General features: G+C 46.3%; 6 protein-coding genes. 1 reads left to right on the top strand and 5 read right to left on the bottom strand.

The window, feature by feature from the left end; genetic code table 11:
- The first annotated feature begins 32 nt into the window (after positions 1–32).
- A complete protein-coding gene (locus WDV75_RS02905; RefSeq protein ID WP_273557927.1) occupies positions 33–6,314 on the top strand; it encodes a TcdA/TcdB pore-forming domain-containing protein in 6,282 nt (2,093 codons plus the stop codon).
- Positions 6,315–6,503: 189 nt separating this feature from the next.
- Here WDV75_RS02905 and WDV75_RS02900 read toward each other — a convergent pair whose 3' ends face one another.
- The 5 genes from WDV75_RS02900 to WDV75_RS02880 form a co-directional block, all read right to left on the bottom strand.
- Positions 6,504–9,752, bottom strand: coding sequence for a type I restriction endonuclease subunit R (locus WDV75_RS02900; RefSeq protein WP_273557926.1), 3,249 nt, complete (start codon positions 9,750–9,752; stop codon positions 6,504–6,506).
- The gene (locus tag WDV75_RS02895; protein WP_273557925.1) at positions 9,749–11,089 is read right to left on the bottom strand and encodes a restriction endonuclease subunit S; all 1,341 of its coding nucleotides are present in this window, start codon (positions 11,087–11,089) and stop codon (positions 9,749–9,751) included. The genes WDV75_RS02900 and WDV75_RS02895 overlap by 4 nt, the downstream gene beginning before the upstream one ends.
- Positions 11,089–13,449, bottom strand: a complete 2,361-nt coding sequence (locus tag WDV75_RS02890) for a type I restriction-modification system subunit M (RefSeq protein WP_273557924.1) — start codon at positions 13,447–13,449, stop codon at positions 11,089–11,091. The genes WDV75_RS02895 and WDV75_RS02890 overlap by 1 nt, the downstream gene beginning before the upstream one ends.
- Positions 13,450–13,494: 45 nt before the next feature.
- A complete protein-coding gene (locus WDV75_RS02885) occupies positions 13,495–13,626 on the bottom strand; it encodes a hypothetical protein (protein WP_273557923.1) in 132 nt (43 codons plus the stop codon).
- A gap of 1,233 nt (positions 13,627–14,859) precedes the next feature.
- On the bottom strand, positions 14,860–16,050 hold the full coding sequence (locus WDV75_RS02880; RefSeq protein ID WP_273557922.1) for a Bcr/CflA family efflux MFS transporter: 1,191 nt from the start codon (positions 16,048–16,050) through the stop codon (positions 14,860–14,862).
- Positions 16,051–16,118 lie beyond the last annotated feature (68 nt).

The following is a 16,118-nucleotide window of genomic DNA, read 5'->3' as shown; positions in this document are numbered from 1 at the left end:
TCAGTAGGATTTTTTTATAAGGAGAAGTGTTCATGCCCAATAACAGCTACCCGTCACTGCTTGCGCCTGCTCAGGCGGTATCCCGCCAGGGCAGTGCTGATATCCAGCAGTTTGCTATCAATCCTGAATTATTTGCAAAATCCAACACTATCAGTGCCGAGACTCTGGTTAGAGCAGGGCGACTTCCGACAGAGGGAAACGCCAAATTGGTGAAAGTTAAGTCAGGCTTATATGAGATTGAATATGCTGATCGAAGCCCGAATGAGATAGCCGGTAGTGATGCTAACAGCGTGCCAGCCTATTTCCTTGGCTATAACGGTGCAAACCAGGCTAATGCGTTGCCGGCCTATGTAGATATTCCTAAGCATCCCATTCCGGGAAGTTTTCTGTTCACGGGATCGTTGTCGGGATGTTCACTGGTGGTGACCGACCTTGATGCTGATACTTACCGAGTCTATCACGACGGACGCGTCAACAGTTCGCTGCTCTATGATAACGTGGTCATGGCAGTGGATTTTAAGGATTATCAGGTAGCAAACACCGCTGAAGGTCTCGCTGCGGCCTACATGCAATATGTTGAGGGTAAATGGCAATTGGTGTTCCAACGTCAGGAGTATCAGCGAGAAGGTCAGAATATTTGGCCGACATTGCGTCGTGGTGAGGAACCCATATTAATTCAGGAAGCTGACAGTCAAGCGACTGAGCGTAGCAAGGCCCAATTCGCCACTTATCGTGAGACGATCCATCAAAAACTGAAAAAGGCTGCTGAGCAGTTTGGTGTGTCAGTTGAAGGGATCTCGGATGGTGTATATGAACAAGGGGAATTTTCTCCTCATCATCCGGCAATTACTGGGTGGCTTAAGTTGCGTGACCAGGTTCAGGCTGCGATTGGAGCAGAAACCCAGCCGTTGGTGGATACCCGCAGTACACTCTATGAAAAGCGAAGAAAAACCAGAGACAGTTCTGAGATTTCTCTGATTGATGAAAAGATAAGGTATATCAATATCACGCTGGATCACTACAAGGAGAAATACGATTCAGTTTTGCGCGAAGTGTTTTCTGTGGAACAAAGCTGGTTGTGGCAGCAGATCAAGTCCAAAAATGGTACAGATGCAGTAGTGCGGATTGATGATACCGCTATTCAAGGTGGGCAGGAACACGATTATAACGTGGGTGAGCGTTATGCTATTGTCGAAGCTTATCAGCGAAGTGGGCCGAGAAGCACTGAATTTTCTGATGGATTACAGAACTTTCAGGATATCACTATTCCAGGTTTTAATGATGGAATGTCAATCCTGGAGATGAAAAAACTGTTTCTTGACAGCCCGCTTACCCCTAAACAACGAGGAGCTTTGAGCGGTCGTATTACCGAAGTTAGTCGGGCTGAATATATCGACAAGGTATTGAAACAGACAGCGGTGTTCAGTGAAGACTTTCAGCGGGCCGGTAGCAGCTTTAGTCGTCTGATACCACAAGATTTTTATCTGTCGTTGGTTGGGGACGCATCTGGTGGCCGCTGTTATCCCTTGGTCAGAGCTATGGCGGTAGCACTCGCCAATGGTGGTGAAACAAGTATCAATAGTCTGGTGGAAAAACTCTTCTTTGCCGCCGCTTCTCCCCAAGCGGGCAGTTCCACACTGCTCAAAAATAGTCTGGCAAGACTGCACTCTAATGTTGAGGCTAGCCAGGCGTCAAAAGTGCTGGAAGAGAAGGTTACCTTGTCTAAGGTGGTTTCTTTGTTGCAGGAAGCGACCGGAACTTCGACGTTCGCTCTCAATACCCAAAACCATGCCATGATGGTGGGGAGTACTGTCGGCGCTAAAGGGCGTCGTTACTATTTCTATGATCCAAATTTCGGGATATTTGCATTCGATAATTCAGCTAATTTTTTACGTGCGATGGAAAAACATTTAGTGAAGCGTGGCCTGGCTGTTCACTATAGCGCGTTTGGTAGCCAGTCTGCACCTACCTTCAATCTGGTGGAGATTGATCCCGTCAAAATGGCAAGTGTCCCCGTAGGCAATGGCTTAGATGTTGCCGATTTAACCCGCCCAGACGAACTTGCCACTGTGATAGAACAACGACAGTGGGTTAAGCAAGCAGTCAATGCTCAAGTGAAAATTGCCGAGGATGCTCAGTTACGCACCTCATTGGCTACTCTTGATACCGAACAGTGGGGCGCAAAATTTGATAAGGCCATTACAGCGCTGGCTCAGGAACATAAGCTTGATCATCGTTGGATGCCAGTAATTGGCAGCATTAAGGAACAGGAGGAAGGCCGTTATAGTGTCCAATTTATCAATCGCGATCAGCTTGAGGAGACGCTTTTGGTGAGCAGTAACGATGCCACTGTTTTCGAATTCCGCCGCTTTGTCGATGAACATATACTCACTTTGGGTAAACATTTTGATCTTGAACGCGGCAAGTTACAGTTTAATGGCGTTGTTGGTGAGGTAGCTCCGGTTGATGGGCTGAATGCTGGATTTGCAGTACAGACGCTAATCCAATGGTTTGCCGACAAAAATCGCAATGATGCGGCCCATGAGAATGTTTCGCCTGATCTGGCCACTGCACTCAAAATCCACAGTTACCTTAACTACGCCCAGATGATTCACGCTGGTGTGAACGATGCCACCAACGTTATCGAGTTGGTGCGCACGGCATTACGTGGTGAAGTGGTGGTTGCTGAAACCTCGCTCAATCAGTTTTCTTCAACTCTGGCTCATACCGCTAATGAAGGCATAGGTGTGCTTCTTGGTGGAGCTTTGGTTGGGTTGGATGCCTATGAACTCGCCCATGCCGAAACGGATACACAGAAGGCGGTGTTCGGAACTCAGCTCGCATTCGATTCGGCCAGCTTTGTTACAGGTACTGCCGGGGTGGGGGCGGGGCTGCTTGGTGCCTCAACGGCCTCCGCTGTATTGGGTGGCGCAGGAGTGCTCCTTGGTGGGCTTGCCGTGGGCTTTACCGCGCTGGCGCAAGCGTTTGGTGCCGTTGCTGACGATGTTAAAGAGGTGGGTCGTTACTTCGATATGCTCGACAAGGCTTACAAGGGCAATGGCTATCGGTATGACAGCGAAAATAAGGTGTTGATACCATTAGCTGGGGCGGTGATTAAGACGTTGGATCTACGCAATAATCAGATTGGCTTTGACAGTCAGTACATTTATCGCACCCATTCAGGCCCTACTGGTTCAGGAGAAATCAATTATTTCTTCTGGGTCGGCGACTTTCCCAAGATGGTTCATGACCGTAGCCAGGCGATCGAGATACGTAGCGGGATCGGCTACAAGGATGCCTCTCATAAACTCGATCACAGTGACAGTAGCGTATTAATCCTGCCGGGGACACCCAAATCCTTTATCAGGTACGAATATATGCAACTTCCTGGTGCAACTACGCGTCATGACACGGGTTTCGATGTCATTCGCAGACTCGAAAAGGATAAACGCTTTGATTATGATTTTTACATTTTCCCGGGTGAGGCGACGATCCGCAGGATCCATCAGGAATATGTAGCAACTCCGATTGAAGTGGTACTCGATCAACGCAACAGGAAACTGATCGTGCCGGAGCTTCCCAAAGAACTGCACGGCTATCTGCATTACGAGATCAAGGGGGCAGGTGGTGAATACCTGATCGGGTTGAATGAAGGCACCAGCGTGAAGCTTATAAGTGATGTCGTGGCTGGCAGTAACCCTGTACCGTCGCGCTGGATCATCGATAGCAGCCAACTCGCCAGTAATACTATCAGCGTCTCGAAGAACCGACTGGTAATTGGCGGTGTTGTGGTCGAACTCGATCCCACTCAGAACGGCCAGATATTGGTAGTCAACGGCAAAAATGAAGTGAGCGAAGTCGATTTTTCCAATTTGACAACTCAGGTGATAAGCGAAGATGCGAGTAAGTGGCAAGTGCCCGGCCAGCAAATTGAGCAACACTTAAATGACCTGGCCAAGGCACATCAGTTGCACGGGCAGTATGTGGTAGTGGAGAACTACAATCACAACGGGCATGATGTTGGCCGGGCTTTCTATGATGTCTCCAACAAACGAATGCTGTTCACCGATACGACTCACGAACAAGCTAAACATGCCCAATTGGGTGCAGTAATGGACGACCATGCTTATTTCTACGATGCCGATAATGCGGTGGCATGGCGGGTAGACATTGCCACTGGGCAAGTCAACGCGCAGTTTGAGCCATGGTTCAACCAGAATGCAGGCAAGATTAGTCGGTTATGGCAAGAAGGTGATGCGGTCTACCTGGCGCGCCGTTATCAGTTGAAGGAGAGAGAAGCTGAGTTGAGCTACCGGATCACCGGTGACCGCATGGAGTTAGTCAGTGCGGTGGGTGATGATGAGTTACTCCAGCTTTCGGCAAACAGAGATCGGCACGGTGATGCACTTAAGACTGTACTGCGAGGTTACGAGAGCAATAGCACGCAACGTGAGACTTCGGTGTATACACTGGGTGCGCGGCTTATCCAACCGACCAGTGCCGAGCTGGTCACTCTATTCGGGACGGATGCGGCCGGTGTAGCACATCGTTACTGGATACGTAGCGATGGAACACTGATTAAACCGAATCTGGCACCCCCGAAGGAACAGACCTTGTACTTTAACGAGGACGAACAGATCCGCAGTGCCTGGCAGCTCCCGGCTGACCTTGTACTAGCGGGAAGCATTTCCCGTCCCGCTGGTACGGAAGTGTTCTTCTTCTACAGTAAAGAGCAGAATGCTTTGTTCCGTCAAGAAGGCCCTGGTCAGGCTGTTCTTGACGCTAATCAACCCACTGCCTTGCGTATCAACACACCGCCGTTAGCCAATGTAGTCAACCTGAATGGTAGCCTGCTTGCCATCACTGAGGATGGGCGCGTAGCGCAACTTGATGCATTGGGGCAGCTTAACTACGAAGCAGTTAACGAGCATTGGCTCAAGGGGCGTACCCACTGGTGGCAGGATCTGGCGAGTGTCACAAATGGGGGAACCACTCTGGCGGTATTTGGCGTCAAGGGCAGCGATGGCAAAAGCGTGTTGCCCGTGTGGTACCACAATGGACAAGTGGTCGTGGCTTCAGCAACACTACAGGATAAGCCGCTGCAATTCCTGGGATTCGAAGCTGATGGCACCTCTGCGCGGCTCTTTGCACCTGAAAGTGGTAAATTATATCGCCAACCCGCTATGACCACGAATGCATTGGCTACTGCCTTTGGTTCTGATCTTGTACTTAATGCTTCGGCACAACTTCCCGTTGCCAGTGAATTGACACCTGATTTGTCTCTTAAGGCGGCACAACAGGTTGATACGGGAATACGTCTGATCACAGCCAAGGGTGAGATCCTGGTACGAGCTAATACGGGTGAATTGCGGTTAGTTGGCGTTGATAAAGATTGGCACCAGAACAATGCGGCTAATTTATCACAGGCACTCACTGAACTTGCTATCCAATGGCACGCCAAAGGGGTAATGACCTTGCAAAATAACAATATGCAAGACTGGTTTGATATTGGCAGCGGTCAGGTCTTTTCAGGTAATGGCATTCCCGTTTCAGGCAATCTGCGCTTTCTGGGAATCAATGCCAAAAATAAGGCGGCATATGTGTATAACCAGGTGACGCAGGAGTTATACCAGAGCGATAGCAGTGGGGTAAAAATACTCAATAAATCCATTGGAATGGAACGAATCCAGTCATCCTTATTACTTCAAGGAGGCGAAGCCAGTGATAATCTAACGCTACCGATCATCGATGGTGTCGATAGTCTGGTGCTGTATGGTGGAGCCAATCACGATACCTATCGATTCAGTAAAGAGATGTGGGCTCAATACCGTACAGTGATCATCGACAATAACGATCCGAGACAGTCTTTAGATCGTCTGATCTTACCGATAGCCAATCTGAAAAGTGTTCTTGTGAACCGACATGATGATGACTTGATGTTGACCGACTCTGGCACAGGAACAGCATTGGTGGTGCGTCAGGTATTTGGTAATCAGGCCAAATCTCATCAACATTTGCATATTAATTTGGAGGGAACTTCGTCGGCGATTGATGTGGCTCATCTAGTCGAGAACATGAGTAAGCAAGGAGATATGTTGATGGATTTATCCTGGGCCAGCAGGCAACCCAATATTGCCGCTCATGCCGTCACTACTGTTTCAGCGATAGAAAGCCCTAGTCTGGTGAAGTTGAGCGAAGCTATGGCTTCATTCCCTGATATGGGAGGGGCTTACGAGCACTTACGGCAAAATATACAACCGGCTAGGGCCGAACAACCACTTTTGTTACCTAACTCCAACTCTGTCATAGGGTAAGAACGAGAAATAACAGGAGGGGGTAAATGCCTCTCCTGTTTCTGGACTTACTCAACAAAACTGCTCATGATATTCGGCTCTAATATCCCAAACTTTCATTATTTGCGTAATGGATGACGCGAGAACCACCAGAGGAATTCCATCTTTAGCCAGAGTTGAAAAAGGTGATGCCATTTTCCTTTGAAAAACTCAAGCCCCTTTCAGCATATCAAACACCACTCGCGCAAACCCTTTTGCCAGCTCAGGGTTAGACAGGTACTGCATCATCATCTCTTGCTGAGCGTCATTACTGTCCATAACTGCATCATCAATGGCTTTAGGAAAATCACCTAACATGGCCTGCTCGCGTGTGTTATTAGCAATCTGCATCATCACCGCCTGATTTTCCGACAGTTTATCACGCACGGTAAAAGCATAATTGATCATGTCTTTGTCAGTGAGATTGTCAGTGATAAACAGGTCATTCAGGCGTGCCAGAATATTCGACAGAAACTCTTCTTTCTTATCCTTTGGCTTCGCTGTACCAATATCATTGCCCGGTTTGATTTTGTATTCTTCAGCATCTTCCTGAAGTTTGAGATGCTGCTCGTGGAGTTTTGACAAACGGTAATGGCTCATCTCCACATTACTTAAATCAATCTCATCTTCTTCAATACGCTGCTCATGGAGCAACGGGCGAAGGTGACGAGCAAACAGGCTCAACCTCTCTAAATCCTTGTCATCGTAGTCAACGATCTGCGATATAAATTCGTAGAAACGGACAAAGCTGCCGAGATCTTTTTTGAAGATATCCAGTTTATCTTTTTCCTGTTTGCACGCTTTAAAGTTGTTTTCCGCGTTAGTAATTAGCACCACATCACCGGTCTTTTTGGTGCGTTCAAACATCTCCTTTGCTAGCACATAGGCATCAATCGCGGAGGTATAGCGTTGTTTCCAGCGTTCAACAGCAGGTTTACAGATATTGCTAATCGCTGCGTTAGATTTGTTTTTAGTGAAGAATGCTTCGCAGAATTGCACAACTTCGCTCCACAGAAAAATGCCACTGGTGCGAAGTTTCTCGAACAACTCGAAGACTAACTGTGGATCGCTGACATCGGTCAGCTCCGCCGTTTGATAGTAAGGCTGGAAAGCGCCCAGAATGTCGTCCGGTTCATTATAGAAATCGAGCACAAATGTTCCCGATTCTGCTTTACCCGGATAAGTACGATTTAGCCGTGAAAGTGTTTGCACGCACTCCACTCCGCCCAAGGCTTTGTCGACATACATGGCGCACAGCTTAGGTTGGTCAAAACCGGTCTGGAATTTATTCGCTACCAGCATCACCTGATAGTCATCGCTATCAAAAGCTTTACGCATATCCCGGCCTTTCAGACCAGGATTCATACTCATTTCAGTAAACTTCTGGTTCATCAGTGCGAGGCTGTTGTGGTCGCTTTCAACGAATTCGACTTCGCCTGAAAACGCCACCATCGCGTTGATCTTCTGGTAACTGTTCTCAGCAATGTATTTATCAAACGCCAATTTATAACGTACTGCCGCTTTACGTGAACTGGTAACGACCATCGCTTTGGCCTGCCCACCCAGCAAATGCATCACATGCTTACGGTAGTGCTCAACAATGACTTTAACTTTCTGCGAGATGTTATATTCGTGCAGCGCTACCCACTGAGTCAGTTTGACCTTCGCTTTTTTGCTGTCGACTTCCCGGTCTGGATCGTCCAGCTTCTGCAAGAGCTTATAAGCCACCTTGTAATTGGTGTAGTTCTTCAGGACATCAAGAATAAAGCCTTCTTCAATAGCCTGACGCATGGAGTAGACATGGAACGCTTCGGGTTTATTGGTTTTTGACGCAGGTTCAAGCGGATTGGGACGACGACCAAACAGTTCCAGCGTTTTGGCCTTTGGCGTCGCGGTAAACGCATAGTAGTTAAGATTATTACTACTCTTACGAGCGGCGACGGTGGCATCCAGAATATCTTCAGAAGACAGCACTACATCGTCATCCGTTTCCTCGGTCATCAGCACTTCTTTAAGCTGACGTGCCGTAGAACCACTTTGTGAAGAGTGGGCTTCGTCGGCAATCACTGCATATTTGCGTTGTTTGAGACTGACACTGTTTTCAATCGCTTTCAGTACAAACGGGAAGGTCTGAATGGTGACGATAATTATCGGCTGCGAATTTTCCAGCGCGCTGGCGAGCTTTTCAGACTTCGAACCATCGCCTTCTTTATTGTTGATGCGCCCGACCACACCGTCCTGATGCTCAAACTGGTAAATGGTGTCCTGAAGCTGATCGTCCAGTACGGTACGGTCTGTCACCACAATCACCGAATGGAACTGCTTCTCGCCTTTCTTATCATACAATCGGGAAAGCTGGTGGGCGGTCCAGGCTATCGAGTTAGATTTACCGGAACCCGCGCTATGCTGAATCAAATACTTATTACCGGTACCTTCAATCGCAGCAGCACTAATCAGCTTGCTCACCACATCCCACTGGTGATAGCGCGGGAAGATCAGACTCTCTTTCTTGCCTTTCAGACCATTCCACTCTTCTTTCTCTTTGATTTGCAGATGTACAAAGCTGGCAAGAATTTTCAGCAGATTGTCAGGGAGCAGCACTTCGTTCCACAAGTAGCTGGTGGCGTATTCGTTTTCATCTTCCGGGATATCGTTCCCTGCGCCGCCATCTTTTGTACCTTTATTAAAGGGCAGGAATACGGTTTTATCGCCGTCGAGTTTGGTCGCCATAAACACTTCATACTGACTGACGGCGAAGTGCACCAATGCACCGCGCTTGAAGGTAAGTAGCGGTTCAGGCTTGTTGGTGGCAGGATCTTTCGGCAAACGCGTTTTCTTATATTGTGTGATCGCGTTTTGCACGGCCTGCTTAAATTCAGATTTCAGCTCAAGCGTCGCCACCGGCAGGCCGTTTACAAACAGTACCAGATCGATACGCCATTTCTTCGCTTTTACGCCGCTTTCTTCAAATGCTTCTTTCGAAGCATGTGGGCTATAAATCAGCTCCGGCACAATACGGCAGATGTTCTGTTTATAGCGCGCGAGGGTTTCCGGGTTGAGGTTATGTTCTGGTTTAAACTGACACAGAGAAAAACGGGCGTTATGGCTTTTGAGCCCGTGGCGCAATACACCCAGCGTACCGTAAGTGCGTGACAGCATATCGGTAGCGTTGATATCAGCTTTTTTCAGTTGTGCTACCAACGTATCGAGGAAATGACGTTCGGTATCGGTAGGATAAATCTTCGAAAACTTCTCCCACTCCTGCGGTTGCGTTGTCTGAACGAAGGCTAGTATATCTTGCGAGTATAAAGCGCGTTCGCGATCGTAGCCGTCACTCTTGCCAACAATCCAACCTTTTTCGACCATCTGAGCAATTATTTCATTCTGGAAAATCAGCTCGTTGGTGGTATCCATACTCATGCGGCGACCTCCTGTGACTTCTCAACTTTTTGTGAGTTAGGTGCAACCCAATTGCGAACGTCGATTTTTCCGGTGACGGCGGCGGAGATAAGGGCGGTACGGCGTTCTTGCATTAATCGGATTGATTCCTCTGCTTTCTCTAAGAGATTACTAAATTCTTTTCTTTTTTCTAAAATAAATGCCGAAATTTCTTCTTGCTCAGTTTTATCGGGATATGCAATTGGGAAGTTTTGAAGAATTGGTACACTGATATTTTTTTGTGCACTCCCCCATCCATTGAGTGAAAAATATTCTTTTCCCATTGCAGAATTTAAGTACTCAGCTAAATACTCTGAGTGTTGAGTACATAAAGGAGTCGAAATTAAATTTGTAAAACAGTGAGAGCCATTTAATTCGCTAGGTATCACAGCACTAATACCTGGATAACCAGTCCTAACAGTTACAATGTCATTCCCATATAAGTATTTAGATTCATTTTGTCTTGCGAACTCATCTTTGAGATATAATAAATCAGTGGTACTAAGCCCTTCTTCTTTAATATTTGTAGAACGAATAATGGGTGTTCCAGTATCCGAATAAGCATGCGTCGCTGCTTCAGCGATTCCAACGATTACTCTGGCTGTACAGAACTTATAGCGTGATATAATCCAATGCTTCGGCACTTTCCCCAACCACTCAACACCAGAATCTTTCATCAGCACATCAGGGTTTAACCCTTTGGTTACAGCATGGCTAATCACTGCCTGCCGTTTTTCTTTTAGCAGTTCAATCAGCTGTTGTTGCTTCTCGATCAGGTTATCGATTTTTGCGATTTCGTGATCGAGGAAGCAAGCTATCTTCTCAGATAAAAAGTACGAACATGTCGGCACAGGCAACAGTCTAATAAACTCCCAACTTGCACGAGGCATTTTCGAGCCATACGTGGAAGAATTAACCTGTTCAATAAATTCTTTTGTGAGTAAATAATAATTCAGGAATCGTGGGTGTAGTTTATTCGTACGAAGCACCAAAAACTCGGATGAACACACACCAGAGAAAGTGGCTAGCCAGGATTTAGCAAGATAGGGTCGCAACTTCCCGAAAAGAACATCATTGTTCTCAAATGATATTGATATTCCTTCTGCTATATTTTCTTCTTTAGCTATATATTTACCATCACCACTTGAAATATTCTCTAGCCCAACAAATAACTCACACGCCATGGAAGACCTGCCTGTTAATAAACCGGCTATATATTTTAGTTTAGTTATATGCCAATCGGTGGGAACCGCTCCCAACCACTCAATCCCAGAATCCTTATGCTCCGGATATGCTTGATATTTATTTAACCCAGCCATCAGGAATGCACCTCCTGCAACAGCTTCATAATCTCGGCACTTACCGCATCCAAATCAGCATCAATCTCTTCCAGCGGACGTGGCGGCTGGTAAACGTAGAAATGGCGGTTAAACGGAATCTCATAACCAACAATTCCCACCTCGCCGTCTTTCTCATCACGTTTATCGGCATTAATCCAGGCATCAGCCACGTGCGGCAACACTTCCGCTTTGAAGTAGTTTTCGATCAGAATGCTGGTGGCAACAGCCGGATTCAGCGGCACGTTTTCGTTATCACGCAGATCGCCATCCTGCTCAAACTCCACCACCTTGCCGTTATACTTAAAAGCTCCGTACAGCGGCTGCTCGTCTTCTTTCAGTACCTTTTTCACAACCGGCTCTGCGGCAGGATTTTTGCTGGTAATAGCGCTGATAAGCTGTTTATTTTCTTTGGCATCCAGTTTAACGTCTGCGGTTTTCATCGCACCTTTCAGAGTGAGCTGGAACTGGTTGAAGTCGTCGCTGACCTGCGTCTTACCACCCGCCTGCTCACCCAATGCGGTTTGAATCTGCTGCGCTTTCTCCATTAACGCTCGTTGCGCCAGCCATAGCTTGCTATCGAGCAAGTCTTTAATTTGCTTCTCTTTCAGCTCGGCAAATTCAGCTTTGATAATGGTGCGAGCTTCCGCTGCGATTTCAGAAAAATCGCCATAGTTATCGTCCTGCCACTGTGTGGCGAACTCTTCATACAGACGTTCCATCGGCGCGTTAAATGGCTTCGGTGCAAAACGCAGGGCTGCAATCGCCTCATCGGTTACTTGTGCAGACAGACGCAGCGGGCGTTCAATAGTCAGACGGCGATAGCCAAAGTCAGTGCTGTTAAAGATTTTGCTGGCGAAGGTTTTCGGTGTTTCGGTTTTTGTCGTAGCAGACTGACGACCACGGTTGGATTTTTGCTCTATGGCTTTTTCCAGCCCCAACTCTTCCAACGGCGTGGCATCCACCGCCTCAAAATTACCAAAGGTACGGGTGATGAGTTTAATATCATCTTCACCCATCAGGTTACGTTTAGAACCCAGCGACTTACGCATTTTGCCGCACAGGTTAGTAGCATCAATCAACTGTACTTTGCCTTTGCGCTCTGACGCTTTCTTATTCGACAGGATCCAGACATAGGTCGCAATGCCGGTGTTGTAGAACATATCGGTCGGCAGCGCAACAATACCTTCCAACAAATCGGCTTCCAGAATATAACGACGGATTTCACTCTCACCACTGCCCGCCCCACCGGTAAACAGCGGTGAGCCGTTGAGGATAATTCCGATGCGCCCACCATTAGTCACGGTGCCATCCTCATTGTGGCTATTGCGCATTTTGCTAATGAGATGCAGCAGGAACAGCAGCGAGCCATCAGACACACGCGGCAAGCCCGGACCAAAACGGCCGTTAAAGCCCTTTTGTTGATGCTCGGTGATAATCTCGCCCTCAATCTTCTTCCAGTCCACGCCAAACGGCGGATTAGATAGCATGTAGTCGAATTGATCCTGCGGTAACTGGTCGTTGGAAAGGGTGTTGCCCAGCTTGATGCGACTGACGTCCTGCCCTTTGATCAGCATATCGGCTTTACAGATAGCGTAGGATTCCGGGTTTAATTCCTGACCAAAAGCACGCATCACCGCATTAGGATTCAGTTCATGCACATATTCCATACCGGAAGAGAGGAACCCCCCCGTCCCTGCGGTTGGGTCGTAAATGGTGCGGATAATGCCGTCTTTCGATAAAGCTTCATCATCTTCCATAAATACCAGCGAGGTGGTTAAACGTACGATATCGCGCGGGGTAAAGTGCTCCCCCGCCGTCTCGTTTGAACTTTCCGCAAAACGGCGGATTAACTCTTCAAACACCAGGCCCATGTCATGGTTAGAGATTTTTTGTGGGCTAAGATCGGTGGTGGCGAATTTTTTCACCACTTTAAACAACAGGTTGGCATCCTGCAAAAGGCTGACAAACTCGCTGAAATTGAAATGTTCGAAGATTTCACGCGCATCTTTTGAGAAAGACTGGATATAGTTCTCCAGGTTGGCCTTGATATCGTTTTGCCCCATCTTTCCGAGGTCCATCGGAGAGGAGTTGAAGAATGTCAGGCCGCTGGCACGGAGCAGAAATTTCTCTTTTGCTTCTTCTGGCAGCGGGCTGTTTTTCAGTTTTCCAGCTTCTGCCACCACGGCGTCTTTAGTGGCGGCTAACACGCACTCAAGTCGACGCAGCAGTGTAAAAGGCAGGATCACACGCCCATACTGAGATTGCTTAAAATCACCGCGAAGCAGGTCAGCAACCGACCAGATAAAAGCAGCCGTTTGAGAAAAGTTAGTGTTAGACATGATTGATATCCGGAAAATGGCATAAAAAAGTGACATGATTATAACTTAAAAAAACAATATCACTATTTTCCTTTCGGTATCATCCGCTGCATCACCATCTGCCCGAATATGCTGGCCGAGCTTTTCTTTAGCCTGAATTTCGTCAAGCCAGATTTTGAACCCAACTATTGCCTGCATTTTGTATTTATCACGATAAATGTTACGAAAATTACGCGGCGTCAGTGTCCAGAGCGTATTCGGTCTGCCTTTACGACCGATTTGAACCCTGAATTACTCAGTGAAACCATTCAAAATAGACCATTAACAGACAGTTCGTTTGATTGACGAACGAATTCCAGATCTGGTTTTCAACCCACCGCCTTAAAATAGGCTGATGCAGTAAAAAAAGAGATATGACATACGTCAAGATAATGAGGCGTTCATCCTGAGTTGATCAGGTTCGCCATACCCTGGCAACGACACTGATGAAAGCGCCGGATCGGAATCTGTCGTTGGTGAAAAGACTACTGGGGCTGTATACCGATCGTTCTGATGATAAGGAATAACACGGATTAAAAAGAGCAGGGCGGGTTTGAGTCATTTAGGAGGATGGAATTGACTGAACTGCCCTGCATCAACAGTAGATGGTACGAAAAGATAATTGATACCGAACTGGCATCGGCATCCCGCGAAGTTTACACCCCACTTGACATCAGAATCAATTACTGAAATCATTACCTTAAACAAGAAAAGGGTGACTGTTTTTCAGTCACCCTTTTCTTGTTTTAAATGTTCCTAAACATCATAGCAGTGCAAATTGGACTGATTAGGCTTTAACATTTAATTAACCATTGATTCTTTTTTGCGCTTTTGTCAGGAAGTTTAACAAGTTGGGACAAAACCGCATGGAAACTTAGTGCGGAGGCGGAATCGAAAAGTATTATAATTTGTTGAATAATCAAAGTATATAACCTGACTTTCCTTTTATGCCCCTTTTAATGCCCTCACATTTTTTTGCTTGTTTTTTCTTTCCTATCTGACTGATTTAACTTATTTATATTGCTTATCAGACAGGGTTAGCAGACCGGCGCTTACTCCGGCGAGACGTGAGTCTCCTTTAACTAATTGTTTAATAATTAAACGACTAAGTTTAATGGCTATAATTCCTCTCAAGAGCGCACAAACTCAGAAGAAAATACGGACGGTTAAATCAATCTTTGTTGTTTGTTCTCGTTCGTGATCGCTTCACTATCCGTATTTCTCCTTTGTTTTTGATACTAATTTTACTCCTTCTGCCGCTAGCGCTGCAGCGCAAGCAAATCCTAAACCTTCGCTGGCTGCACATATGACAGCCCAGCGACCCGCGATCCCAAGATCCATATTCTCTCCGTTAGTGTGACAGTGAAAATAACATTATCAATGTTGGTTGCTCTATAAACGCCGGTTTTTTGTTTCGGATACCCTATACAGAGTAAACGTAATAAAAACAAAACAAATCAAGGCAAGAATGAAAAGCCCCCACATTAAACCCGCTGCTGTCGTTGTATGCCCACTAGAGAAAAACCATAATACAATGGCTGCTCCGGCCATTTTTAGTGCGCCTTGTAAGGCACTGCCTGTTCCTGACAATTCTGGATGTCCATGCAAACTTATCCCAAGTAATAATGGAGAAGACAATCCACATCCTAGCCCTACCGCAAAACTATAAATAATGATAAATTCAATCGACAATACCTGAGTAAAATAAATAAAAATGAGTGCCATCGCTGTAAACAATACTAATAGTGGGAGTGAAACTTTCAGAATTCTTTCAGGTGTGGAATGTGACAACCATTTTTTTGTCAGCAACGAACCTATTACGATCCCAGCAGAATAAACCATAAATAGATATCCATTCTGTGATGAAGATAATTCAAATTGTGTCTGGAATACGAAAGGGCTGGCAGTAAAATAACCAATGGTAATAGCAAACAAAACGGCGGAGACAACACTGTATATAACAAAATTAATGTCAGATAACAGAATTCGAAAACCTGTTATTCGGCCATTGTCTGTTGATTTCATCGGTGATGTTTCCGGCAACGTCATTTTTACAAAAAATGCACCTATCAGCATCATTATGGTAAGAGCGATAAAATTAAACTTCCACGGCAGATATTCTGTAATATACCCGCCAATAACAGGTGCAAAAGCAGGCGAAACTTGTGATGCCATCGAAAAAATAGCCAGAGATTTAGATAATTCCGTCTTATCCCGGAAAGTATCACTGAGTATAGCTCTGCTAATAACCGGACACCCACCAGCACCAATACCGGTCAGAAGCCGGAATAGAGATAGTGCGTAAAATGATTCAGCAGTAGAAGTCAGATAATTACCGATAGCGGAAAATAATAAAGAAAATACAATGACAGGAATGCGTCCGTGTTTATCGGAGAGAGGCCCATAAAAAAGTTGGGATATAGCGAAACCAACGAGATAATAAACAACAAGGCTTTGTGCCTGATTGTCAGTAACTGCGAGTGCGGTTTTTATTATAGGTAGTGCCGGATTATAAAGGTCTATAGAAAATAATCCCAATACCAGTATAACACACGAATTGATGATAATGAGTTTTGACTTCATGCCTTTTCACCTTTCATACGAGTGGGAACGCTTTTATGCGTTTGTTATATTCTTTATTTGGCGTTGTA

The organism is Xenorhabdus griffiniae, assembly GCF_037265215.1.
Classification (GTDB): Bacteria; Pseudomonadota; Gammaproteobacteria; order Enterobacterales; family Enterobacteriaceae; genus Xenorhabdus; species Xenorhabdus griffiniae.
Note: the sequence above shows the minus strand (reverse complement) of the source record. Positions and strands in the feature narration are given on the sequence as shown.